The organism is Spirochaetota bacterium (assembly GCA_017999915.1).
Lineage (GTDB): Bacteria > Spirochaetota > UBA4802 > UBA4802 > UBA5550 > RBG-16-49-21.
On record JAGNKX010000012.1, the window covers coordinates 20974 to 44352 of the forward strand.

Here is a 23379-nt window from a genome sequence, read left to right on the forward strand (position 1 = left end):
GCGGTCCTCCACGGGTATTTGCCTTAGGGTGCGTCCCAATTTTTGGACGCGCTCTGACTATCGCGGATAAATCGCCCTGTGTCAATTCTTTTGCCGCTCCCTCTGATGCGCGAGGGCCTGGCCGGAAATATTCCAGCCGCCGGATTGAAAATATTCCCATTGACAAATAGTCGGCGGGGGATTATCTTTAAACAGCATTGATTTGTTCCACTTTCCAGCATCATGCCTATGGCTTATTTGCGGAGACCATGCCGGACCTGTTGAAGGGATAATGGATACGCAGCTGATAACCATACCATTGATAATGTCACTATCCGCCCTGTGCGGCATACTCCTCGTGGCGAGCGGACTCTACGTGGGCGTCTTCACCTTCACCAGGACCACGATCTACCTGTCGGTGGCGCTCCTCGGCTTCACCGGGTATTGCTTCGTGGGGTCCGAGACGGCGGTTATCACCTGCGGCCTCCTGGGCCATCCCCGCGTGGGAATGGAATTTCACCGCATCCAGGCCCTTGCCGCCGCCTTTTTCCTCTTTGCCCTGCCGCTTTATCTCGGGTACCTCGTTAACCTCGGACCGGGGTTCAAAAAAGTAAACCGGGTCATCACCTTTGCCGGCGCCGCCATCTTCGCTATCATGGCCGCTGCCGCCTTTGCCTCGCCGGAATGGTTCATCGGCTTTGCGGACCGGCCGGGCGCGGCGGAAATGCCCTGGCGGGCCGGGAGGGGAAACCCCGGCCACCTCTACCGCCTGCGGGACATCCTGATAACGCTGGTCTGTCTTTATAGCGCGTCGGCGATGGCCGTAGACATCAAGCTGCACCGCCGCTTCAACTACGTCCTCTATTCGTTGATCGGCGCCCTGTTCGGCATAGCCTCGGGGATCGTCGATTTCATCCTGGCCATCCGGGAAATGCCGACCGGGCTGTTCAGCATCAGGATATTTTCATTTTTCAGCCTGGGAATCATGGTCTTCATCCTGATGTCGATGTTCGGCGTCATGAAGTGGTTCATCGATCAGAACAGGATGATAGATCGCATGAACAGGGTCGAGTCCCTCGGCATCATGGCGGGCGGCATCGCCCATGACTTCAACAACCTCCTGGCCGGCATACTGGGCAACGCGAGCCTGATGAAGGAGGGGAGCGCCCTTGATCCCGGCGGGAGGCGCCTCCTGAGCGAGATAGAAAAGGCCGCCCTGCGCGCGAAAAGCCTTTCCTGCCAGCTCCTTACCTTCGCGCAGGGAGGCACGCCGATACGCAATACAGCCTCACTGGCGCAGCTCGTCTATGATACGGTCGATTTCATCATGCGGGGATCCAACATCAAGGTGCGCTATGACATAGCCCGGGAACTGGGCTCCATCTCGGCCGATGAGAACCAGATAAGCCAGGTCGTGCAGAACATCATGATCAACGCCAAGCAGGCGATGCCCGACGGGGGCGTCATTGACATCATGCTGGACAACTGCACGCAGTCGTTGAACACGGTTCACCTCGCCGCGGGAGAGTATGTGCGCCTCAGGGTGAGGGACTACGGCGAGGGGATGAGGCCCGAGGTTCTGGCGTCGGTCTTCGATCCCTATTTCACCACCAAGGGGGCCGGAACGGGCCTGGGCCTCGCCATATCCCTTTCCATAGTGAAGCAGCACGGCGGCTGGATCGACGCTGACTCATGGCCGGGGAAGGGATCGGAGTTCACGGTGATGCTCCCCCGGGCGGCCGGGACGCCGGACAGGTCTCCGGCGGAAACGATGACTGCCGGCGTGCTCGCCGGCAGGGTCCTCGTGATGGACGACGAAGAGATCATCTGCAGCCTCTGCTGCAACATGCTCGCCGCCATGGGGCTCCAGTGCGATACCGTGCAGACCGGCGAAGAGGCGGTCGAGGCCTACCGCGCGGCGGCGCGCTCCGGAAGGCCCTATGACGCGGTCATCATGGACCTCACGATCAAGGGCGGCATGGGAGGGCGCGAAGCGGTGGGCAAGATCATCGAATTCGATCCCGCGGTGAGGGCGGTGGTATCCAGCGGTTATTCCGATTCGAACGAGATGGCCCATTACCGGAGGTACGGCTTCGCCGCGGTCATCCCCAAGCCCTATACCTTCGCGGAGCTTAAAAATGTGATGGCCCAGGTGCTAGGTGGTGACCGGGATGGCTAATACGATCCCGCTTTCCGCTCAGGGGGGGGTCGGAGCACCCGCCAGGGCCGATAGTTATCGGTAGAGGGGGGGTCAGAGCACCTGCCAGGGCCGATAGTTATCGGCAGAAGGGGGGGCAGAGCACCCGCCAGGGCCGATAGTTATCGGTACAAAAGGGGTCAGAGCCCCCATCGGCCCCTACACGAACTTCGCCCGGTATGCCTTCAGGGCGATCAGGTTGTTGCTGATGATCTCCTCCTGGTACCGGTAGGCCATCTCCGTGCCCATGGGCACCAGCATAGACTGGGACTGGGTGCGGCACCGCGCTTCCACCTCCGCGAGGCGGGCGATGAGTGAGTCGAGGGCCTCCCGCTGGTTCGCGGTGCCGTGGTCGTTCCGCGGCTGCAGGCTCGATATTTCCCCCGGGAGCAGGTTCTCGCCGAAGTACACTCTCATCTCGTCCTCTATCTCGAGGCGGTTTGCGTCGATGCGCCAGAGGCGGTACCGGTTGGCCAGGCCCATGGCGTTGAAGAATACGCTCACGATCATGACGAGCTGGACGACGCTCGAGAAGGGTATGAAGTCCATGAACAGCGGCGCGTACCGGTCCAGGACCTCTATGCCCTGGTTGTTGAAGTAATCCATGGCGGCCGTCGATCCCGGGAGCCCTGTGGTGTTGGAGAAGAAGCGGTTGTAGTTGATGAACCCCGGGCTCATCTCGGTCATGACCGACAGGAGGCCCATCACCTGGGAGCGCCGCGGCTTCCCGTTGGTGACGATGAGGGTGTCCACCTTCAGGACGAACCTGTCCGATGAGGGGATGTTCTTCACCGGGTCATAGAGGCCCTCCCGGATCACGCCGGTGCGCAGGAAGGGGAGTCGCTGGGCCACGCTGTCTCCCTGGCGGAGGCTGGCGATCTGCATTCCCTCCCGGCACAGGGCGTTCTCGATGAAGGTCGATTGCTCGCTGATGACGAAGACCCCCAGGTCGAGCTTCCTATCTTTTAAAAGCCGCATCTGCTCCTCCGTGGAATGGTTCGACAGGGAGATTCCCAGGGCCTTCAGCTGGGGTATGGAGAAGATCGTTTCCGCCAGGTGGGCGGTGCCGCTTCCCTTCGGCCCGATGCCGATGCGGGCGTTCCGGAGGTCGCTCACCGACCGTATCCGGTCCGCGCCGGGTCCGATCAGGAAAAAGGTCTCCGGCGTGGTGAGGAAGGCCACGAATTCGAGTCCTTCGGGCCAGGGCATGCCGTTCTGCGCCAGGGCGAAGAGGGGCCCCGCGTCCGGGGCGCTGAGGCGCTTGATGTTGTCCATGGAGCCGTTGGTGGAGATGTTTTCAATGACGCCCTTTTTCTTCTTCGCGATCTTCGCCGCCTTGCCTATGACGGAGTAATAGTTGCCGGAGGACGATCCGGAGAGCACCTTCAGGCCGACGTGGGACAGGTCGGGCACGAACTTGATGAAGAAGAGGGCCACGATGAGGGCCACGATCATGAGCACGCTCGCCCCGATCTTGAAGTAGTGCTGGTCGAATATGGACTTCGATGAGACTGGACCCATGGTTTTCGGCTTCAGTGATTCAAGCATACCGTCGTCCTCCCCGGAGATTAAAATGCGATGTATGATTATTGTACACCCCGCGCGGTTGCGCGTCAACCGGTTTTCATGGACTGTTTTGTGCGTCAATGTGGGGAGCAGTATAATTTTAGAGGGGGCATGTAGCCATCCCGGCGAGGTCGCTCACGGGCATCCGTGCCCTTCGCGACACTCCTGCCATCCTGGCAGTAGCAGCGACATGGATGTCGCCGATTCCGCCGAGTCAACATGGTGCGCTGGCCAGGAGGGCCGAGTGCAGAGCCGCGACAGGAGGTCGCATTTGGCTCTGCTTATACAAGGCGGACGAGCGGGATGGCCCTTGCCCCCTAATTTACGACTGCTACTGTCAATGTGGGATGCGGCGATTTCCAGGAAAAAATAAAAAAGGACCCTTCCCCTTTTCAGGGGGAGGGTCTCCAATTGGAGGGTTCATGAAAAAAAATTTTTCATTGATTGTGAAGGTACGCTTTTTTTTGAATAGAATCGACCAGCCCGCTAAGATTGGACTGTTTTTAGTGATTTTCTGACGTAAAAGTGTCATTTTGTCGCGCCTGAACCGCGACCGGAATGGAGATTTAACGGGTTTAGAAGGGAACGGGACGGTTGATTATCCGCTACCGCAAAGCTTTCAGGTCTTCCACTGTTTTGGCGATCGCTTTCCCAAAAGAAACCAGGTCGTCTATGGTACTCACGAGACCGCCGGCGATCTTGGGTATCTTCAGCGCATTCATGCCGGTGAAGTCCGATTTGATCGACGCAGACAGCTCCTGGCCCCTCTTGATCAGGTCCTTGACCCTGTCGATCATGTCCGGGATCGCGGCGAGGAGGGCCACTACGGCCGCCGTTTCCAGCGACGTGTCCAGGTTTTTCGATTTTTTCGCCTTGAAGCTCCCTATCACGGCCTGGGCGAAATTCATCGTGATGAGGATCCTCTTGGAGGCGTCGAAGAAGGTATCGTATTTCTGCATACCGGTGTTGATCCTTTCAACCTTTTTCTTTTTCAGGGGATCGAGGTCGGTGTTTTGAAAGGTCGTGAACGCGCCGGACGCTTCGCAGAGGGCGTAGACCTTCGATGAAGGATCGGCCGAGCAGGGCGGCGATGTTTCCTCGATCGCGCGGGACGAGCCGCCTCTGTTATCAGCCGGGACGGTGTCCTGGCCGAACCGCTCCCGGGCAGACTCCTCCCTTCCGGGTTTGTCCGGGAGGTCGGAGGATAGATCGTTGGACCCCGATGCCCTGGCATAGGAGAGCGCGGAGGAGCCTTCGCTGTCCTTGATAGTCGCGTCGGCCCCCCCGGCGATGAGCCGCTTCGCCACGTCGCCGCGGGAACGCGATAGCTCCGGGGACCCGGCCGGATACTTCGCGGTGTAGATCAGCGCTGTCATGCCCAGGACGTTCCTCCTGTCCACGGCCGCGCCCTTCTCGATGAGGAGGCTCACCGTTTCAGTCATGCCGTTATAGGAGGCGAACATCAGGGCCGTAATCAGCAGGTCGTCCCGGGCGTTCACGTCCGCGCCCTCGTCCACGAGGAGCCGCGCCGTGTCCGCGTGCTTCCCGGCCACGGCCAGGATGAGAGGGGTCCTGCCGTCACGGCGCTTCGCGTCCAGGTCGGCGCCGCCGCGGATGAGGATCCGCGCCGTGTTGGTGTAGCCCCTGGCGGAGGCGTAGTGGAGGGCGGTGCTTCCGTCCCTGGCGGCCGCGTTCACGCCGGCGCCCCGGCTCAGGGCGCTGCGCACGCCCTTGAGGCTGCCCTGTTTCGCCGCTGTGCGCAGGTCCCCGTCCGGTCCCGCCATTGAGGCCGTGACAGGGAGGATGAATATCAGCGAAAAAAGGAGTTTCTTCATGGCGCGGACCTTCCTTTGCCGGGATAAAGCCTGATCATGGAATAACGGGCAAAAAGGGAACTGTCAAGCCCTTTATCAGGACAGGGGATGAGGGATCCGGGCGGCCCGGGAGCAATAATTTTCCGTTTCATGGCTTCGGCATTTTCATCTGAAAGGGGGCGCTGCGGAAAAAGGCCTTTACAGATAAGGATTATTATAGCACAGTTCCGGAAACAACATCTCCCCATGGAAACGACAGCGCTCGAAACGGACCGCCTCATACTGGCAAAGCCCCTCCTGGAAGACGCGGAGGCGATATACCGCAACTATGCCCGCGACCCGGATGTGACGCGGTACGTTATGTGGAAACCCCACGTGTCCGTTGATGAGACGATCATCTTTGTCAACCTTTGCCTCAACAACTGGGAGATGGGAAATCATCTGACCTGGTGCATCCGTGAAAAGGAAAGCGGCGGGCTGATAGGCATGATCCATTTGATCATGGACGCGACAAAGGCCGATTTCGGTTATGTCCTGATGAAGAGCCGGTGGGGCAGGGGCCTCATGACGGAGGCGTTGAGAAGGGTCGTTGAATTCGCCTTCACCCATGACGCCATATACAGGGTCTGGGGCATTTGCGACGTCGACAATGCCGCGTCGGCCAGGGTAATGGAAAAAACGGGATTGACCAGGGAAGGAGTGCTGAGAAAGTTCGCCGTCCATCCCAATATTTCAGACGTTCCCAGGGACGTGTACGTGTACTCGATCGTACGATGAAATAATCCTTGCAGGGCATGGTAAAAGGAGCTTCATATCCGATGGATCGACCCATGAAAAAAGTGTTATTGCTTCTGGCCAACGGCTTCGAGATGTATGAGGCAAGCGTCTTCATTGATGTCATCGGCTGGAACCTTGCCAAGGGGGACGGCACGACAAAACTGGCTACCTGCGGGATGAGCAGGCAGGTGAAAAGCTCCTTCGATCAATGCGTCAATGTCGATCTGACCATTGACGAGGCGGCCGTCGGCGATTATGACGCCCTTGCGATTCCCGGCGGGTTTGAGGTTTACGGGTATTATCGGGACGCCTACAGCGATAAATTTCTTGCATTAATACAAGAATTCCATATAATGAATAAAATTATCGCGTCGGTATGCGTGGGCGCGCTCCCAGTCGGTAAAAGCGGCATATTGAAAGGCAAAAAAGGAACAACCTATGGCGGCGAACGTCAGGATCAGCTCAGGGCCTTTGGCGTTGAAGTAGTGGATGAACCGATAGTGGTCGACGGTTCCATCATAACATCATGGGACCCCTCAACGGCCATCGATGTGGCCTTGTTGGTGCTTGAATTACTGACATCGCCTGGGCAGTCCATGCGTATCAGAACGAAGATGGGGTTTAACTGATTCAGGAAAACAATCGTCCACGCCCGGTTTGGCGGACGGAATAAATTCACAGGAGATATGACCATGAAAAGATTTATGACGATCCTTGTTGCCACGGCCGTTGTAATGACGGGGTTTGTTTTATCGACATCGGTTTCCAACGCCGCTAAAAAAAAGGACCGGGTCTGCATCAACAGGTGCATCAGCGATTACCGGTTCTGCCTGAAGAAAGCTAAAAGCAGCGCCGCCACGTACAAGGAGCGCATATCCTCCGAGAATGAATGCATCAGGCAGAAGAACATATGCATGGGGGTGTGCCCCGACCAGCTTAATTGATGCCCCAACCCGAAGGGTTTGGTGGCGCCCCTTCAGAGCGGATGATGAGGTACTTGCACTATGAAAAGCCCGGAGGCGCATATGGGTCCATCGGTTTCTGGCGAATCAAAGGCGAGGGTTAAATATTTCGGTTTTTATACGTCCCTGGTATCGATGATATGTTATCTCCTTTTTGACATTGCGGCCGCGGCAGGAATGTCCGGCCTCATCTCGTCACCCTTCGTGATATCGCTCTCATGGTACGCTCCTTCATTATTGCTGGCCTATTCTTTTCTGGGAATGATCATAGCGCTGCATTTTGACGAGATAAGCGGCGTGCCGCTTTACTCCTTCTGCGCGATCGTCCTCGCCGTCGTTTACGTCACATTAAACTCATTCGTCTATATCATCCAGGTCCTGATAGTGGCTCCATCATTCATAACCGGGAATTTTGCCGATGTGGCGATGTTCGAAGTCGCCGAAGGCAAGCCGTTCTGGGCCGTCAACGGGCTGGCCTATACAATTATGGGCTTTTCAACCCTTATGGCTTCGTTTTCGATCAGGGGAACCGGATTGAACAGGGCCATAAGAATACTCCTGCTCGTTCATGGGATCGTTGCGCCCGCCGTTCTCGGGGCGGTCATGTTCAAGCCATTCTTCATATTAAGCTCCACGGTCGGTTTGACCTATCCGATTGCCGCAACCCTGGTTTCCATATACATGTGGAGGACGCGAAAAGAAATTTGCAGACAATAAAGGACCCGGGGGCCTGCGCATGGATGGCGATAAAGGAATACTCTGGTATTATTTCAGGACAATCATCCATCCTGTCCGAACCCTGTCATCGTTCATCGGCTCCAATAATCATTATAAATACGGCTTCATCTATATCTGCATTCCGATTGTCGGATACACATTAATGTACGTCTTCCTGACCATCGGCAACGGCGCCCCCTCGGTGTTTGAGCCGTGGTTGAATATACCAAAAGAGCATTATTATCCGATAAACCGCTTTTTATTGGCCCCCAGTCTCGTCATGTGCTGGCTCCTGTCGGCCGGTACAGCGCAAGTGATCGCCAGGATCTTCGGTGGAAAGGGAACCTATGAGGAAACCCTGTCTGCTTTGGCCCTGTGTATCAGCATTGCCATGTGGGGCGGATTGGTCCACGACCTGCCGATGAGCCTGTTAAGCGCGCTGCATGTCATTGACGCCAGGGAGCATGAAATGGCCATGAATTCGGCCACCCTATGGAGGACGCTCCTCTGGATATGCTATTCCTTTTATTTCCTGGCGTTTCTGATTCTGTTTCCATTGTGCGTAAAGGTTGTCCATAAACTGTCCGCTTTAGCGTCAACGGGTATCGGGATTTTCAGTTTTATTGTTTTTCAGATCACATTTTTAATTTTTAACCGATAAGATACATAGATTTGTCGCGCGAGGTCGCATTAACTTTCTTGCCGGTGGCGCCCTATGGACAACAGCGAATTCACAAAGATCTATACCAGCGTATCGGTGGTCGAGAAATCCGCCATCGAGGAAGAGCTCAGCGTTAATAATATCGATTATTACTCCTCGGAAGACCTGGCCATGCTCCTCGGCCATCCGACATGCCATTTTTATGTAAAGACCGCCGATGCCCTTCCGGCCGTTGAGATATTGAAGAAATTATACGTAAGAGGCTCCCTGTCGATTGAATGCGACAGCGCCAAGCTCGATGAAATATACAGGAAATTGAGGTCGGAGCAATCGGTCCGCGCCGACGGGGAAACCGGGTCTTTTATGCGGCAGTTTTTCAAAATGTTTGTCCGTCCCTTTTCGAGGTCGATCGCCTTCGGCGTCTTTTCCATCGCGGCCTATGCGGCAAATATCCGGGTATTTGACAAAAGCGATATTCCTAAAATAATTGGGGCGCTATCGTTACTTGTATTGATAATATCCCTGGCCATCGACATGTATTTCAAAAAAAATAAAACGGAACATTGACGCGGCTCGACCATGGAAAAGAAAAGCGTTATTTATCACATCGTCACCCTGGATGATCTTGTCTCAAACATAATGGGTGAGTATTACACCCCGGCCGGTTTTGACAAAGACGGCTTTATTCACTGCACGGCGGAACGATCCACGACTCTCCTTGTGCTGGAAGATTATTTTTCCGCTGTGGCGGATCAAAAGGATATCCTCGTGCTGGAAATTGATGTTGCCAGTGTGGGATCGGAAGTTAAATATGAGGCTCCGGCGCCCATCGAGGGAGGGGGAACAAGCCATATAAAGGAAGGAGCGCTGTTTCCCCACATCTACGGGAACCTGAACCTTGATGCCGTTACCGGGGCCGGGAAGGTTGAATGGTCCGGGGGACGGTTCCTGTGGCCCTCGCTGTTTCAGGATATAAAAAAGTATTTGTAACATCGCATACATTGAGTATTAACCTGAACCAAGGAAGTGAAGACCATGAGGCAGAAACTGAACCTGATCACCCTCGGAGTGAATGATTTTGAACGGTCCCTGGACTTCTACGAGAAAGGCCTGGGCTGGAAAAAGTCGGCGGCAAGCATGGATGAGCTCGCCCTGTTCCCCCTCGGAGGAATCACTCTGGCGCTGTACCCGCGCAGGGCCCTGGCTGAAGACGCCATGGCGGATGATGAAAAAACGGGATTTTCCGGTATAACCCTTTCTTATAACGCCAAATCCGAAAAAGAAGTGGACGATGTGATGCGTGAAGTGTCGAAATTGGGGGCCACCATCGTCAAGCCGGCCCGGAAGGTTTTCTGGGGCGGCTACAGCGGCTATTTCAGGGACCCTGACGGACACCTCTTTGAAGTGGCCCATAATCCCTTCTGGGAATTCGATGACAGGGACAATCTGAAATTATAACGGCCATACATAGAAAGGAGCATGTTATGAAATATCAGCAATTGCTGAACACATACGCGGGTGGCGTCGAAGCTCTGGACTCGAAATTGAGGGGCCTCACCGGCAGGGAGTACGATTACCGCCCCCACAGGGACGACGCCTGGACGATAAAAGAGCATATTATCCACCTGGTTGACAGCGAGGTGAACGGCTTTATCCGGTGCAAGTCCATCATTGCCCAGCCCGGTTCAGAGTGCTATGTCATGGACGAAGACGTCTGGACAAAGAACATCAGGCGCAAGGACGAGGATATCTATAAGTATATCCGGCTCTTCGGCCTGGTCCGGACAATTGTATGCGACCTGGTCAAAGACGAGCCGGAGGAGAACTGGAGGGGGGATTACTTCATCCGGAAATACAAGGGGGAGACCGTCCAGGTGACCCTGGAAAAATGCATTGAGATCTACTGCAATCATCTCCAGTTCCACCTTGAATACATAGACGCCATACTGGCGGAGCTTGGGTAGCGCCGGTACGGCGCGGAGGAAAGGCCATGGCATTGAACAAAAAGATAATCAGGCTGCTCGCGCCGCACCAGGTCGATTACATAGGCTTCGCCGATATCAGGCCCTATGAAGATGAGCTGGCGCGCCAGGGCGGCTCCATTGTGGCCGGTTACGGAAGCGCTGTCTCTATCGGAATGGCCATCCCCGATTCCATCGCAGACTTCCTGCCGCAGCGGGACGATGTGAACGTGTCGTGCCAGTACCGGACCCATGGGTACGACGTGCTGAATGAGCGCCTGAACATGGCTGCCTCGGTCCTTTCATCCTGGCTGAACCGGTCGGGCCACAGGACCCTTCCCATTGCCGTGGCGAACAGGACCGACATGGAGAACGCCGTTCCCACGGTATCCCACAAGACCGTCGCCCACATCGCCGGCCTCGGATGGATCGGGAAGAACTGCCTCCTGGTCACCGAAGATCACGGCCCAAGGGTCAGGTTCATCTCCGTGCTGACCAGAGCGCCGCTCAGGACCGTGAACAACCCCCTGGAGCAGCGGTGCGGCGACTGCCGGGAATGCGTCACTGCCTGTCCGGTCAAGGCAATTAAAGGAAGGAATTACGTGGCAGGGGAGGCCCGGGAGGAGCGCTTGGATTTCATCAAGTGCCATAACTACTTCGAGGGCCTGAAGAAAAGCCGCGCCTACCCGGTGTGCGGCCTCTGCCTGCACGCCTGTCCCTATGGTAAGCATTGACAGTCGGTTTTCAGCGCCATAAAACCGCGCCGGGGTTTCATTCATTCCTCATTTGTGTCGTTCATTCCCACCGCTATTGACAAAAAGCCAGTCCCGGGCTTATAATTTCATGAATATTTTAAAAATATTTAATCTTTTCCATATCATTGCCGGTCTAATATGTTGCATGTCAAGACCCGGGTCCCTGTGGGACGCGATAGACATAACATTCGTTCAGTTATACGAAAAGACTTGCAAATAATTATCCGGGATTTATCAATGGTTTCACTGGTTTACTGATGGAATACAGAATATACACATCCAACGGCAAGGAGTTGGCGGAGATCATCTCCGGCAACTTCCTCATCAGAACGCCCCAGGACCTGCTGGATATCATGACCAGGGTAAAATCCTCCACGCTTATTTTCAAAAAGGAGATGCTACCCGAGTCGTTTTTTGATCTGAAGTCCGGCCTGGCCGGGGAAATCATGCAGAAAATAAGCAATTACCGCCTTAAAATGGCCGTGGTGGGCGATTTCTCCGGCTACGCCGGCACGAGCCTCCGCGATTTTATCCGCGAGTGCAACAGGTCTAATAATGTCGTGTTTGTCGACGATGTGAACACGGCCATTCAGAAGCTTTCAGTTTAATTTGGGCCTATGGCCCGGCTCTGTTTTTATACCCCTGTCCGGGGTAAAGGATTTTGACCCGGAGCGGGTCGTACAATTGTGCGAGGGGGTAAGGGAGGCTTCCCTTTCCCCCTCGCGCTCCCCCTATCCCCGGTCGCTCAGGCGCCGCGACGGGCTATCGGGTGAACTCGTCGAACCGACTTCGCCGGATTCGACTCAGACATCCACCCTTGTTAGGTTTGTCCGCCTTTCGGCGGACGTTTTGAGGTCTGGCTGGAAAGAGAATACGGATCTTTGCACATTTGACTTGTATTGTCATCGTACTGGCAAAGATGATTGCAATAAGGTCTTTTTCGACTTTCGCTCCGGAAGGCCCATCTGCTAACCACAGGATGTGGTTAGTGCCGGCGGAGACAGGATGTCTAAAAAACCGCCGGCGGCCATCCTCGCAAGTTTATCCTGCTTGTGCTGAGCCTGTCGAAGCAAGCCTGTCGAAGGGCCGGGCCACCTGTCCGATGAAAGATTTCATTCGGTCCAATCCCCCATCGTTGTTTCAAATAATATACATCAAAACATGTTCGTATTTTTGTTATATATGTATTGACATATGGTAAATTATATGTATATATTTACTTATGGAATTTGAGTGGGATGAGATAAAAAACAGTAAAAACTTGGAGAAGCATGACGTTTCGTTTTTTGAGGATCAAGCGGCTTTTTACGATCCTGTCAGGGTCATTGCCGTTGATATCAAGCATTCAACCAAAAATGAAAAACGCTATTTTTGTTTTGGCAACGTCGATGACGTCATTATGACCGTCAGGTTTACCGTGCGATCCGATAAGATTCGGATTATTGGAGCAGGTTACTGGAGAGAAGGGAGAAAGAAATATGAAGAAAAAAATAACGTATAAATCCGCGCCGAAAGACATATCCGATGCGATTATTTCTTCCAGAGTGATAGATGATTTTATACCGGCCCCTGAACAGCTAATAAAAAAAGAAGAGAATGTAAAAGTCACCATTCACTTAAGCAAGAATAGCGTCGATTTTTTTAAGGCAAAGGCTAAAAAAATAGGCGTTCCCTATCAGACGATGATAAAAACCATTCTTGATAAATACACCTCTCATTATCAGAATGATAAATAACGATGCAACCTGGCAGGGGTTTTCCCAACCAGTAGAAATTCGTCATCAATCTCTTCAGTTCACAGGTATCGCCTTTGCCGATCCATATCGCCTGTGATGACGCTTATCCGTTAATCAGAGATCTTATTCTTCCGCAGCCACTCCGTCACTTCGGACCGTGCGCCTTTCACGTCCCTGCCGCGGATGGCGATGCCCTCCAGCAGGGTGGACCGGGGACACCATGTTGACAGGTCCCCGGCGCTGCGTCCCGATCCGCCCCCCTCGTGGGTGCAGAAGGGCGCGATGGTCTTTCCGGAGAGATCGTTTTCCGATAAAAAGGTCGTTATCGGCGCCGGAAAGGTGCCGCACCAGTTGGGGAAGCCCAGGATGATCAGGTCGTAAGAAGCGATATCGGCGCTTTTCGATTTCAGCCGCGGTTTGCGCCCGGATTTAAGCTCCCGGCGCGCCTGGTCCACCACGTCGTTGTACTCCTCCGGATAGGGCTCGGCCGCCTGTATTTCCATAATATCGCCGCCGGCGATCTCATGGATCTGCTCGGCGATGATGCGGGTGTTGCCGCTGTAGGAAAAATACACTGTCAGTATCTTTTTCATAAACACCTCGTGTCTCAGACCATGATCAGCTCATATTGATCGCTGCCCATCTTCATCTCTTTTATGTACGACAGCTGGCGCAGGACCTTGAGTGATTCGATGCGCTCCTTCAGGTCATGCGGACGTGCCGCCCGGCGGCCGGTTCCGCCGGATATATTCTTGATGATAATGTAGCGCCGGAGGATATTTTTTGCAATATTAAATTTATTTTGCCCCGGGGTGGGGTGAGCATTTTTACCAGCGAAGGCGAGGATGTGCCGTTTTATTAAAGGGCTTGACGGGGGGCGGTTGCTGGAGTCACTTTATATGTGAAAATGGAAGTTTTCAATCAATGACTCAGCTTTTCCCGCGCTTTACGCGGCAAAGCGTTGAATGCGCCGGAGGCGCCGTGCCGCCATGAACACGGCGCAGTATATCGCTGTGAAAAATAACATGAAAAGGACAGGTGTTGTATGAAAGTGATGGTGCTGGGCGCCAATGGAGCCACGGGTTTTAATGTTGTCCTCCAATTGTTAAAACAGGGATTCAGCGTTAAAGCGGTGGCGCGAAATGTCGATGTATTTGATTCCATAAAAAGCGGCGCTCCCCTTGAGGTGATTCAGGCTGCCATATTGGAAATGGACGATCAGCTGTTGAAGCGCCATGTGGCTGATACCGATGCGGTTATTTCCTGCCTGGGCCATAATATAACGTTAAAGGGAATATACGGGAAACCCCGTAGGCTCGTGACTGATGCGCTGAAGAGGATCGTTGGAGCGATCGGCGCCCTCGATAAAAGCAAAACCATGAAAATAATCCTGATGAATACCACGGCGTGCCTGAATACAATACAGAATGAAAAGTTGAGCATCAAAGAGAATGCCGTGATGGGGATCATAAGACTATTGTTGCCGCCGCACCGCGACAATGAATATGCGCTTGCCTATTTGATCGACACAGTGGGCGCCCATAATGAGCGTATTGAATGGATCGCGGTGAGACCCGATTCCCTCATCAATGAATCCGAAGTTTCCGAATATACGGTTCATCCATCGACTATTAGAAGTCCAATGTTCGATCCGGGGAAAACGAGCAGGATCAATGTGGCGGATTTTATGGCGCGTCTGCTCGGTGATGTGGAGCTATGGGAAAAATGGAAATTCAAAACCCCGGTTATTTACAACAAGGAATTGAAAAATACAAAATAGGCACCTGATACCACAGATGAAATAACAGGCTTATTGAAAGGGCGGCACGGCCACGGTTTTCCGGCGGGGCAAGGTGGAATCCGCCTCTGCCGCCCGCTGTTCTAAAATAGTATTCGTTGAATTATTTGCGCGCAAAACATTATGCGACAAAATACCCCGTAGCTTGCTGCGTGGTATTTTATCACCAATGCCCTGTTCCCTCAATCCCTCCTATGAGGGTTCCCACCCTTTAAAGGATGACTTGCCGTCAGTGGTCATTTGCGTGCCCGAAGCGCCGGCATTATCGATGGATTTATAATATATATTATTGTTGATCTCATAAAAAATATAATTCCCGTCCTTTGACCACTGGGGGTAATGCTCGTGCTGCGTGGTGTTGCCGGTCAGTTTGGTCCTTTCCTTTGTGGTGAGGTTCAGGGTGTAAACGAAAAAATACACATTGGCGCTGCTATACCGTGAGCTGCAGACCATCTGATAGGGATTGGTCGGGGACCACCGCAGGGAAATCAGCGACTCGTTGCCGGCGGTTGTTGTGTTCCAGCTGAACAATTCCTCGCCATAGGGGCTGGCGCTGCTGCCGTCCGCCCTGACCTTGTATATCTTTGAATTGGAATCCGTATCGAAGTGAACAAAGGCGATTTGCGCGCCGTCCGGCGACCAGGTGGGATACTTATCCATGCCGCTGGCGCAATTGGTAAGCGTAAGAGGGGTGGGGGAGGCGGTGGCGGTAATGACGCTGATATGATTATCCTCATCCACATAGGCCAGCTTCGAGCCGTCGGGGGAAAGGGCCATTGCGTAATCGCCGGAAAAGTCGAAATTGGAAGGAGTAATATCGATGGTGCCCCCTGAGTTCTTGAATTTTATATATGTATCGCCGGTGATGGAGTGAAGATACGCCAGCATTGAGCGGTCCAGGGATGGGGACGGCTGCGCCAGTAATACCGTGGCGGCGCTGGTATCGGCGGGGACGATTTCCAAGGTGGTGATGGGCGTCGTGTCGTTCATTCTCAGGATGGCCGTATCGGTACTGGAACTGCCGTAGGCAAACACGACATCGCTTTTAGAAAGGGCGGTCGAGGCCGGAGTTCCGCCGCCGGAGGGACTGAATCCGTTTTCAACGCCGCCGCTTATGGACTTTATCCAAACGTAATAGGGGGTGCCGTTCGTAAGGCCGGTGATGAGGCAGGCGGTGGAAGTAAAATCGCCACCGAACCTGGTCGCCGCGGCTGAATCATTCGTTGTGCCGTACCATACCTGGTAGCTCTCCGCGCCCGATACGGCGGACCATGTTACCGTCAATTGCCCGGCCGCGGCCGCCACCGTGGGAGCTGCCGGAGCCCCCGGCGCGCCCCCCGACAGGCCCAGCAGGGCAAAAAGCCCGGCGCTTCCATCGGATCCGCCCTTGTCAGAGCACGCCATGAGCGCGGCCAGTGCGATTATCACGGGCATTATTATCATCTTCTTCATCTTCATTCTATGAAGCCTCCTGTTTTTTCCATTGTTAAAGGCGCCCCTGATAATCCGGATTCTACAATTCGCGGGGAATCTGATATTCGAAAATACCCGGGCGCGCTTTACCCAGGTGAGGAGGGAATTCCGATCCCCTTTCCTCACAACAAAGCCCCTTCGCAGGGGCCTTGTGTACAATGAAAAAGATAACATGGTCGTTTCATTCTGTCGCCCATGTTTATAAACCGTGACCGTTTTTTTTATGTCGCTCCTTGAATTCGGTCGGGGTCATTCCCTCCTGTTTCAGGAAGGCGTTGTTAAAGGCGTTTTTGGAATTGAACCCGCACTGATAGGCCACCCGCAATATCCGGATGGCGTCATCTTCCAGCATCATCCGTTTCGCGGCGTTTATCCTGTAGGCGTTGACCAGGGAGCGGAAACCGGTGTTGAGGCGGGTGTTTAAAATCTCGGAGAGCTGATGGGGAGTGATGGAGAGGGCTTCGCTCAGGGACCGCAGGGACAGGGTATCGTCCAGGTACAGGCGCTCACGCTCCATGAGATCCTGGATGCGCTCCACCACCGCTTCCGTGTCCATGCCCAGCACCATGGACCGCTTGTATTTCATCTCGCTGGTATCCTTCAATATGGCCATGAAAAAATCAGGATAGAGCTTTATAAAGTAGTAGAGAATGATGATGAGGCAGTTGATGAGGAACAGCGCTCCCACGAGCAGCTCCTTCTGCTTCATGACATTCGCGGCATAGAGCGCTATGATCGCCCCTATGAATATGAGGTTGCAGGCGACGAAAGCCTTTCTCTGCATGATCAGGCCGATGCCTTTCCGGGACAATAACCTGCGCCCCTGCACAATGGAAAGAAAAACGCAGAACACTGCCCACGGTGCCGCCCCGTATAATATCACGAGATAGATGGCCCGAAAAAATTCATTGTGGACATTGGCGAACCCCACGGACGCGAGCTTCGCCTCCGGGCTTTGCAAAAAAAAGGGGATGAAATACAGGACAGCCAGGACCCCGGGGGTGAACAAGAGCGCGGTAAGGCGGTCGAATTTTATTTTGCCTTCCAGCAGCACCTGGAGGCGCAAATAGAGCAGGGGGCCCAGGAAAAACTCGAAGGGCTGGTTGATATACAGGAGGTCCGGATAGAATGCATAGTAGGAGTATTCCTCCGACATCCAGAAAAGGGCGTTAACCGCCCACAAAACACAGACCGCGAACACGACAATGGTTTCGCTCCGGTCTTTTTTTTCGGTGAAAAACCCCAGGGCGATTATAATGACCGTAAAGCTGCTTCCAAATAGAAGCAAATTCAGGATAGTAGCCATAAGTTTATTCCTGTATTTTTTCGACATTTCCCTGTCAAGTTTATTTACTTTGATGCCCCGATCCGGGGCGGGGTGGTGACCGGGAGCCGGTCGGCTATCTTGCGAGGCGCAGGATGGCGCCCCGACCCGGGGCGGGGGGATTCGCCCCTGAGAGGGGCGTGCAATTGTGCGAGGGCAAGAGGGCTGCGCGCCCTCTCACCCTCGCGCTCCCTCTCTCCCCGGTCGCTCAGGCGCCGCGACGGGCTAGGGGGTGAACTCGTCGATTCGGCTTCGCCGAAATCGACTCGGGCATCCACCCCCTATTGGTGTGTCCGCCCTGCGGGCGGACGTTTTGATGCCTGGTTGGCGGGAGGTTAGTTGTTTGTGGGTATTTGTCTGTATATGACATTGTCATTGTGAAGACGATGGCAATAAAAGCTTTTTCGCCTTTCGCTCCGGAAGCGCGCCGGCTTCTTTTCGCCATCCGTGGCGAAGCCGGCATTGCGACATCCGTGTCGGGAACATCCTGGGCCATCCTCGCGACGCCGGACTTCCTGTCCGGCGCGGGAGAATGTGTAATTTCTTATTTGTGTATATAAAAATTCTATATTATATCCCGCGCAGACATGGGGTGCTATTCAATAAATTAAGCGTCCTGTTATGCGTAAATGGCTTGACGGTAGGGGCTAAGGGGGGTGGGGTGTTTTATAGAAGGATTTCCATCCGGGGGGATGTGTAAGAAAATAACAATTTATCAGGGACGCGCCCTGAGTCTAGACGAGGGGTCGCCATAACATGTTCAGTATAAGATCGGGCCTTTTATGCCGGTTTATTCCTTGCCATGAATTTTGGATTAACATACTAATGAGGCGCATATGAGAATATACGGTGAAAATAACGATTATACAATGACCGATATTCCATTCCAGGTCGAATACTTCAAACATGAAGTTGCAACGAGCAGCTCTGATTTGAACATGCACGATTATATCATCAACAACCGGGAGAAAATATTTGGCCACTATCTTTACCTGCTCCATGAAGCGAGTTTGAGCGCCGAGAGCTCCGTTGATTTGATCGGATTTAATGACGATGGGGCGGTGTTCGTAATCGAGATCAAACGCGCCGGAGATTCAAGAAACAGGCAGGAGGTCATTTCCCAGATTGGCAAATACGCCATGGATTCCATATCCATAAAGGACATCCTGAAGGACGAGGAACTTTTCAATTCCCTGGTGAACGATCCCGGCCTCAAAAACAGGGAGATGCCCTCCGGGCTTATCAGCAAGATAATCAACAACATCAATGAGGGCCTGATGAACCTATTTCTCATAACCGAGGAGGCTACCGATGAGGTGCTTGCGTCGAGCTATTACCTCTCATACGGCAGCCAGTTCCGCAAGATTGCCATTATAGAGCTGAAAAGGGTCAGGATCGGCGAGGAAATGTTTTGCTTCATCAGAAATTACAATAAGCAAAGTATAGCCTCGTCGACGCGGAAGGAGAAATTCGATCTATATCAGAAGCTCGATCTTATCGAAGACCAGAGAATAAAAAGTGAAATCACGCGCCAAATAGACCGGTGGTTCGAGTGGGGCTGGGAGGTTAACCCACGCACTGTTTCAACACCGGAATATATTACGTTTGAATGGAAGACCGACCAGAGTATTTGGGCCTATTTATATATTAAAAATAAAAAACAGAAAAATACATCGGATGAATACAGAAAGAATAGTATTGTCATTCATACGAGAAAGGCTTGGGAATCGGATTACTCGGAAATAATCGAATGGTTTAACACACTGAGGAATACATATAAGGTGTATGTCCGGAATCCGGGAAAGTCAGGGGATTATCTATATTATTGTATCGATATCTCGGATTATGATTCGGATGAGATGGTTATTGTGTTTGAGAAAATGAATAAAGTGGCAGAAATAAGTAAGAAGAATCATAGAAACATGCGGAACATCATCTGAAAAGGGAGTATCAACTGTAATCGCCGAATAGGAAGTTCGGCGTCGCGAGGATGCCCCAGGATGGGGCTTCCGGAGCGAAAGGCGAAATGCTCTTATGGCCATCGCCATAATGCGACAAATTAGCACAGATTTTCAGTGACAGATAAACCTGAATTTATAAACGATATCAAAAGTGAGCCCCTCGCAAAAAAGCCGACCGTCTCACGGTCAAGCCCTGCCCTGGACAGGGGCAAAATTAAAAAGCGCCTTTATTTTATTGTGATAAATAATATTTTTTAAAAGTACCGGAGAAATATTGTGAAGACTAAAATAATATGTATCGTATGTATTCTATCCACACCATTCCTCTGGGGAAAAAATAGAAATGATCTATTTTTAAAAAACTACATGGAAGGAAATCATCTTAATGGCACGGTCGTAATTGAATCATTAAAAACAAAAGAAAGACATGTATATAATGAAAAACGATCAAAAGAATATTTTTTGCCCGCATCGACGTTTAAAATAGTCAATACGCTGATTGCCCTGTGGGAAAAGGTTATACATGATGAAACTGAAATAATAAAATGGGATGGCAAGGACAAGGGGCGCGTGGAATGGAATAAGGACCAGAATTTGAAAAGCGCCTTTGCCGTGAGTTGCGTATGGTTTTACCAGGAATTGGCAAAGAGAATTGGAAATGACAGGTACCTGATATATTTAAGGAAAATCAGATATGGAAATATGAAAACCGGAAGTGGAGTTGATTCATTCTGGCTCAATGGTGATCTGCGAATATCCGCCGTTGGGCAAATCAGCGTTCTTAAAGACATTTATGCGAAAAACGGCCCCTTTGATGGCAGTGCCTATGAAATTCTTAAATCAATAATGATTGTTGATAAAACTGATGATTATATTGTGCGGGCCAAAACGGGTGCTGCTTCAAATGTCGGATGGTATGTGGGTTATCTGGAAACCGGGGATGATGTTTATTTTTTTTCATGCAATATTGATATCGCTGATAACGAACAATTGAAATATCGTAAGGAAATAATATACACGGCTTTTAAAGAACTGGGAATAATCAAATAGTTGTTGATGAAGTGCTCGGGGGTATCAATATCTTAACTGATGCGGTTCGACGCCGGCTGTCAGGCCATAGCCGCTCCGCTCCCCGGCATCGCGCTTATCCCGACGTCTGCGGCGCGGTTCGGTGGAGGTGAGGGCGCGCCTACACTGCGGCGCGCTGCGGCAACCCGCTTCACGGGTTCAGATATGTTTGGAAAACGAGAGAAGATACATATGGATATGCAGAGAATTATCGAAGAATTAATACAAAAGCAGCAGCACGCCCTCGACTGTGGCAATCCGCCCTTTGCCGCGGTTATCGAGTGTGAGGATGAGATCCTTGCGTCTGCGGCAAATGACTCGCGTACAACCGGAAATCCCTTGCGTCATGCGGAAATGCTGGCGATTGAGTGCGTAATTGAAAAGCATGGCCCCGCAGTCCTTCTGAAATCGCATCTCTATTCGACCAATGAGCCCTGTCCAATGTGCGTTGGAGCGTGCATCTGGTCCGGTATTCCCAATGTTACTTACTTTCTCGCGCAGGAGGATGTCGCCAGGATCAGGGGATGGGGTAGGTTTATCCCGGCAAAGACCATAGCCTCGGCGGATGACTCGGGCATATGTATCAATGGTCCGATTATGAATGAAGAAATGCTGCGGATGCATGAAAAATTCTGGAGCGCCGATGGCAATTCGAAGAAAAAGCATTCAATCCATTTATCTTCTTAAGACCTGACGACTCGAAGCAGGGGGCGTTATCCCGCCAGCTGCGGCGCGGTTTTTCACAAAGAGTCACCGGCCAGGAGGGCCGGCCCTTCGACAGGCTCAGGATTAACTTGCGAGGATGGCCCAGGATGGGCTTTCCCGGCTAGGATAAATATCTATTAACAGGAATTCCTCCCATGTTTGACCAATTGAATAAAATCAACGCGCGGCCAAGGCCTTTTGAATATTACACCGCCCCTGAATTATGGACGGACGATCATACGTCGCATAGGATGCTGGAGTATCATTTGAACGGATCGATCGACGTCTCCTCGCGAAACATCAATTTCATCGATAGGTCGGCTCAATGGATAATAAGCCATTTCGGTCTTAATGCCGATTCCGAGATAATCGATTTCGGGTGCGGTCCTGGACTGTACACGACTCGTTTTGCCAGGAAAGGCATCGGTGTGACCGGAATTGATTTTTCTAAGAGATCGATTGAATACGCAAGGCGGGCGGCTCTGGATGAAAAACTGGATATCAACTATATTTGCAGCAATTACCTTGATTTTGAAATATCGCGCACCTTTGATCTGATAACCATGATCATGTGCGATTTCTGCGCCCTGAGCCCGGATCAGAGAATGCTCATGCTCGGCACGTTCAAAAGCATTCTGAAGCCGCGCGGCTCCATTCTGCTTGATGTCTATTCCATGAATTCGTATAATGCGAGGGAAGAATGCTCCATGTACGAGTATAACCAGCTGTCGCATTTCTGGTCGGCCGATGATTACTATTCTTTTCAGAATACATTTAAATATGATGATGTAAAAGTGATCCTTGATAAATATACGATCATCGAAAAATCAAGGAAGCGCGTCGTATACAACTGGCTGCACTATTACAGCGTGGATTCCTTGAAGGAAGAATTCGAGGAAAATGGGCTGATAATTACGGAACTATTTTCTGATGTATCGGGATCGGAGTATGGACCGGAATCATTGGAGATAGCTGTTGTGGCCCAAACCCTCTGACGTCTTCGGTGTTAACCTGGTCCCCGTCAGGGAAGGCGCGGGAGCCTCAACTATAGTCGCCGGCCATGAGGGCCGGCCCTGCGACAGGTTTATCCTGAGCGACGTCGAAGGGCTTGCTTCGACAGGCTCAGCACAGGCAGGGTAAACTTGCGAGGATGCCCGCGTCAGTGCGAAACGCTTTTTGAGAATAAATTGATCACTATTATTCCGGTTATAATTAAGATGATCCCGGCAATAGCCGGAATGTCAAGGCCCTGCCTGTAATAAAAATACCCGATGATCGATATCAAGGTGATCCCCGCGCCGGACCATATGGCATAGGCTATCCCTATGGGAACATCTTTCAGCGTCAGCGATAAGAAAAAGAAAGCGATCCCATAGCCGATGATCACGACGATCGACGGCGCCAGTTTTGTGAAACCTTCCGATGCCTTTAACGCCGATGTGGCGGTAACTTCAGCGACTATGGCGATTGATAAAAGGAGCCATTTCATATAAACATTACTCCTCGAGGAGTTCTGATAGATTGGATAATCTGATAAAATTGATGATGTCATCATTGGCTTTTCTGATGATCAGCTTTTTACCCCTTTTGCTCTGAATTTTATAAAGGCTAATCAGGACTCCAATCCCCGCGGAATCCATATAATCTACGTTTGAGAAATCAAGATCCATAATCTTGTCTTTGGTTTGGCTGATTTCAAATAATGTATTCTTGAAGTCCTTGCTCGTGTAAAGATTTATTTCACCGATAAGGGTGATATAAATGACGTCATCATCTTCGTTGATTTCAAATTCCATCCTAATTCCCTCCAGGTGGTTGATTTTATAACCTTAAAAAACCGCCTGTGTCAAGTAAAATGAATATTTAAATGCTGTGATGTTGTTGAAGGTTACATGTGCTTTGCCGGCCAGGAGGGCCGGCATCGC

At 52.2% G+C, this 23379-nt stretch carries 27 protein-coding genes; 20 read left to right on the forward strand and 7 right to left on the reverse strand.

Features of this window, described 5'->3' with window-relative positions; all coding sequences use genetic code 11:
- Positions 1-271: 271 nt before the first annotated feature.
- Positions 272-2158 carry a response regulator gene (locus tag KA369_16750; GenBank protein MBP7737633.1) on the forward strand — a complete coding sequence of 629 codons (1887 nt, stop codon included), beginning with the start codon at positions 272-274 and terminating at the stop codon, positions 2156-2158.
- 177 nt (positions 2159-2335) lie between these two features.
- Here the strand turns inward: KA369_16750 and KA369_16755 are convergent, their stop codons facing one another.
- Entirely contained in the window at positions 2336-3724 is a 1389-nt protein-coding gene (locus KA369_16755) for a hypothetical protein (protein ID MBP7737634.1), read from the reverse strand.
- Between the two features lie 623 nt (positions 3725-4347).
- A complete protein-coding gene (locus KA369_16760) occupies positions 4348-5577 on the reverse strand; it encodes an ankyrin repeat domain-containing protein (protein ID MBP7737635.1) in 1230 nt (409 codons plus the stop codon).
- A gap of 225 nt (positions 5578-5802) precedes the next feature.
- On the opposite strand from KA369_16760, the gene KA369_16765 reads away from it, so the two are divergent.
- From KA369_16765 to KA369_16825, 13 genes are all read left to right on the forward strand, one after another.
- Positions 5803-6333: a GNAT family N-acetyltransferase gene (locus tag KA369_16765; protein ID MBP7737636.1), complete on the forward strand. Its 531-nt coding sequence runs from the start codon at positions 5803-5805 to the stop codon at positions 6331-6333.
- A 53-nt stretch (positions 6334-6386) separates the two neighbouring features.
- Complete coding sequence (locus KA369_16770; protein ID MBP7737637.1) at positions 6387-6962, forward strand: DJ-1/PfpI family protein; 576 nt, start codon at positions 6387-6389, stop codon at positions 6960-6962.
- Between the two features lie 63 nt (positions 6963-7025).
- Complete coding sequence (locus KA369_16775; GenBank protein MBP7737638.1) at positions 7026-7277, forward strand: hypothetical protein; 252 nt, start codon at positions 7026-7028, stop codon at positions 7275-7277.
- An 81-nt stretch (positions 7278-7358) separates the two neighbouring features.
- Positions 7359-8012 carry a hypothetical protein gene (locus KA369_16780; protein MBP7737639.1) on the forward strand — a complete coding sequence of 218 codons (654 nt, stop codon included), beginning with the start codon at positions 7359-7361 and terminating at the stop codon, positions 8010-8012.
- A gap of 19 nt (positions 8013-8031) precedes the next feature.
- On the forward strand, positions 8032-8673 hold the full coding sequence (locus KA369_16785; protein MBP7737640.1) for a YIP1 family protein: 642 nt from the start codon (positions 8032-8034) through the stop codon (positions 8671-8673).
- Positions 8674-8727: 54 nt separating this feature from the next.
- Positions 8728-9240 carry a hypothetical protein gene (locus tag KA369_16790; protein MBP7737641.1) on the forward strand — a complete coding sequence of 171 codons (513 nt, stop codon included), beginning with the start codon at positions 8728-8730 and terminating at the stop codon, positions 9238-9240.
- A 12-nt stretch (positions 9241-9252) separates the two neighbouring features.
- The gene (locus KA369_16795) at positions 9253-9663 is read left to right on the forward strand and encodes a DUF952 domain-containing protein (protein ID MBP7737642.1); all 411 of its coding nucleotides are present in this window, start codon (positions 9253-9255) and stop codon (positions 9661-9663) included.
- A 45-nt stretch (positions 9664-9708) separates the two neighbouring features.
- A complete protein-coding gene (locus KA369_16800; protein MBP7737643.1) occupies positions 9709-10131 on the forward strand; it encodes a VOC family protein in 423 nt (140 codons plus the stop codon).
- Positions 10132-10157: 26 nt separating this feature from the next.
- Positions 10158-10637, forward strand: a complete 480-nt coding sequence (locus KA369_16805; GenBank protein ID MBP7737644.1) for a DinB family protein — start codon at positions 10158-10160, stop codon at positions 10635-10637.
- Between the two features lie 26 nt (positions 10638-10663).
- Entirely contained in the window at positions 10664-11368 is a 705-nt protein-coding gene (locus tag KA369_16810) for an epoxyqueuosine reductase (GenBank protein ID MBP7737645.1), read from the forward strand.
- A 278-nt stretch (positions 11369-11646) separates the two neighbouring features.
- Positions 11647-11997, forward strand: a complete 351-nt coding sequence (locus tag KA369_16815; GenBank protein MBP7737646.1) for a DUF4180 domain-containing protein — start codon at positions 11647-11649, stop codon at positions 11995-11997.
- A 614-nt stretch (positions 11998-12611) separates the two neighbouring features.
- On the forward strand, positions 12612-12890 hold the full coding sequence (locus KA369_16820) for a BrnT family toxin (GenBank protein ID MBP7737647.1): 279 nt from the start codon (positions 12612-12614) through the stop codon (positions 12888-12890).
- Positions 12868-13125 (forward strand): BrnA antitoxin family protein, encoded by a 258-nt coding sequence (locus tag KA369_16825; GenBank protein ID MBP7737648.1) that lies wholly within the window; start codon positions 12868-12870, stop codon positions 13123-13125. Before KA369_16820 ends, KA369_16825 begins: the two co-directional genes overlap by 23 nt.
- Positions 13126-13235: 110 nt before the next feature.
- Here the strand turns inward: KA369_16825 and KA369_16830 are convergent, their stop codons facing one another.
- Positions 13236-13718, reverse strand: coding sequence for an NAD(P)H-dependent oxidoreductase (locus tag KA369_16830; protein MBP7737649.1), 483 nt, complete (start codon positions 13716-13718; stop codon positions 13236-13238).
- Between the two features lie 452 nt (positions 13719-14170).
- Here KA369_16830 and KA369_16835 point away from each other — a divergent pair, with 452 nt between their 5' ends.
- Positions 14171-14905, forward strand: coding sequence for an SDR family oxidoreductase (locus tag KA369_16835; protein ID MBP7737650.1), 735 nt, complete (start codon positions 14171-14173; stop codon positions 14903-14905).
- A 210-nt stretch (positions 14906-15115) separates the two neighbouring features.
- Here the strand turns inward: KA369_16835 and KA369_16840 are convergent, their stop codons facing one another.
- Together KA369_16840 and KA369_16845 are read right to left on the reverse strand one after the other, a co-directional pair.
- Positions 15116-16381 (reverse strand): DPP IV N-terminal domain-containing protein, encoded by a 1266-nt coding sequence (locus KA369_16840; GenBank protein ID MBP7737651.1) that lies wholly within the window; start codon positions 16379-16381, stop codon positions 15116-15118.
- A 214-nt stretch (positions 16382-16595) separates the two neighbouring features.
- A complete protein-coding gene (locus KA369_16845) occupies positions 16596-17702 on the reverse strand; it encodes an AraC family transcriptional regulator (protein MBP7737652.1) in 1107 nt (368 codons plus the stop codon).
- An 854-nt stretch (positions 17703-18556) separates the two neighbouring features.
- Here KA369_16845 and KA369_16850 point away from each other — a divergent pair.
- The 5 genes from KA369_16850 (at position 18557) to KA369_16870 (ending at position 22594) form a co-directional block, all read left to right on the forward strand.
- Positions 18557-19660 carry a hypothetical protein gene (locus KA369_16850; GenBank protein MBP7737653.1) on the forward strand — a complete coding sequence of 368 codons (1104 nt, stop codon included), beginning with the start codon at positions 18557-18559 and terminating at the stop codon, positions 19658-19660.
- Positions 19661-19957: 297 nt separating this feature from the next.
- On the forward strand, positions 19958-20731 hold the full coding sequence (blaOXA, locus tag KA369_16855) for a class D beta-lactamase (protein ID MBP7737654.1): 774 nt from the start codon (positions 19958-19960) through the stop codon (positions 20729-20731).
- 210 nt (positions 20732-20941) lie between these two features.
- Entirely contained in the window at positions 20942-21436 is a 495-nt protein-coding gene (locus tag KA369_16860; protein MBP7737655.1) for a nucleoside deaminase, read from the forward strand.
- Between the two features lie 173 nt (positions 21437-21609).
- On the forward strand, positions 21610-22449 hold the full coding sequence (locus KA369_16865; GenBank protein MBP7737656.1) for a class I SAM-dependent methyltransferase: 840 nt from the start codon (positions 21610-21612) through the stop codon (positions 22447-22449).
- Positions 22430-22594, forward strand: coding sequence for a hypothetical protein (locus tag KA369_16870; protein ID MBP7737657.1), 165 nt, complete (start codon positions 22430-22432; stop codon positions 22592-22594). Before KA369_16865 ends, KA369_16870 begins: the two co-directional genes overlap by 20 nt.
- 19 nt (positions 22595-22613) lie before the next feature.
- On the opposite strand, the gene KA369_16875 is transcribed toward KA369_16870, so the two are convergent.
- The gene (locus KA369_16875) at positions 22614-22943 is read right to left on the reverse strand and encodes a multidrug efflux SMR transporter (GenBank protein ID MBP7737658.1); all 330 of its coding nucleotides are present in this window, start codon (positions 22941-22943) and stop codon (positions 22614-22616) included.
- A gap of 7 nt (positions 22944-22950) precedes the next feature.
- The gene (locus tag KA369_16880) at positions 22951-23250 is read right to left on the reverse strand and encodes an STAS domain-containing protein (GenBank protein MBP7737659.1); all 300 of its coding nucleotides are present in this window, start codon (positions 23248-23250) and stop codon (positions 22951-22953) included.
- Positions 23251-23379 lie beyond the last annotated feature (129 nt).

Coding starts and splice junctions, on each gene's coding strand:
- KA369_16805 (MBP7737644.1), top strand. CDS start 10,158: ATGAAATATCAGCAATTGCTGAACACATACGCGGGTGGCGTCGAAGCT.
- KA369_16790 (MBP7737641.1), top strand. CDS start 8,728: ATGGACAACAGCGAATTCACAAAGATCTATACCAGCGTATCGGTGGTC.
- KA369_16755 (MBP7737634.1), bottom strand. CDS start 3,724: ATGCTTGAATCACTGAAGCCGAAAACCATGGGTCCAGTCTCATCGAAG.
- KA369_16850 (MBP7737653.1), top strand. CDS start 18,557: ATGAGAATATACGGTGAAAATAACGATTATACAATGACCGATATTCCA.
- KA369_16860 (MBP7737655.1), top strand. CDS start 20,942: ATGGATATGCAGAGAATTATCGAAGAATTAATACAAAAGCAGCAGCAC.
- KA369_16840 (MBP7737651.1), bottom strand. CDS start 16,381: ATGAAGATGAAGAAGATGATAATAATGCCCGTGATAATCGCACTGGCC.
- KA369_16770 (MBP7737637.1), top strand. CDS start 6,387: ATGAAAAAAGTGTTATTGCTTCTGGCCAACGGCTTCGAGATGTATGAG.
- KA369_16815 (MBP7737646.1), top strand. CDS start 11,647: ATGGAATACAGAATATACACATCCAACGGCAAGGAGTTGGCGGAGATC.
- KA369_16780 (MBP7737639.1), top strand. CDS start 7,359: ATGGGTCCATCGGTTTCTGGCGAATCAAAGGCGAGGGTTAAATATTTC.
- KA369_16880 (MBP7737659.1), bottom strand. CDS start 23,250: ATGGAATTTGAAATCAACGAAGATGATGACGTCATTTATATCACCCTT.
- KA369_16775 (MBP7737638.1), top strand. CDS start 7,026: ATGAAAAGATTTATGACGATCCTTGTTGCCACGGCCGTTGTAATGACG.
- KA369_16800 (MBP7737643.1), top strand. CDS start 9,709: ATGAGGCAGAAACTGAACCTGATCACCCTCGGAGTGAATGATTTTGAA.
- KA369_16785 (MBP7737640.1), top strand. CDS start 8,032: ATGGATGGCGATAAAGGAATACTCTGGTATTATTTCAGGACAATCATC.
- KA369_16845 (MBP7737652.1), bottom strand. CDS start 17,702: ATGGCTACTATCCTGAATTTGCTTCTATTTGGAAGCAGCTTTACGGTC.
- KA369_16820 (MBP7737647.1), top strand. CDS start 12,612: ATGGAATTTGAGTGGGATGAGATAAAAAACAGTAAAAACTTGGAGAAG.
- KA369_16795 (MBP7737642.1), top strand. CDS start 9,253: ATGGAAAAGAAAAGCGTTATTTATCACATCGTCACCCTGGATGATCTT.
- KA369_16760 (MBP7737635.1), bottom strand. CDS start 5,577: ATGAAGAAACTCCTTTTTTCGCTGATATTCATCCTCCCTGTCACGGCC.
- KA369_16810 (MBP7737645.1), top strand. CDS start 10,664: ATGGCATTGAACAAAAAGATAATCAGGCTGCTCGCGCCGCACCAGGTC.
- KA369_16865 (MBP7737656.1), top strand. CDS start 21,610: ATGTTTGACCAATTGAATAAAATCAACGCGCGGCCAAGGCCTTTTGAA.
- KA369_16875 (MBP7737658.1), bottom strand. CDS start 22,943: ATGAAATGGCTCCTTTTATCAATCGCCATAGTCGCTGAAGTTACCGCC.
- KA369_16750 (MBP7737633.1), top strand. CDS start 272: ATGGATACGCAGCTGATAACCATACCATTGATAATGTCACTATCCGCC.
- KA369_16765 (MBP7737636.1), top strand. CDS start 5,803: ATGGAAACGACAGCGCTCGAAACGGACCGCCTCATACTGGCAAAGCCC.
- KA369_16830 (MBP7737649.1), bottom strand. CDS start 13,718: ATGAAAAAGATACTGACAGTGTATTTTTCCTACAGCGGCAACACCCGC.
- KA369_16835 (MBP7737650.1), top strand. CDS start 14,171: ATGAAAGTGATGGTGCTGGGCGCCAATGGAGCCACGGGTTTTAATGTT.
- KA369_16825 (MBP7737648.1), top strand. CDS start 12,868: ATGAAGAAAAAAATAACGTATAAATCCGCGCCGAAAGACATATCCGAT.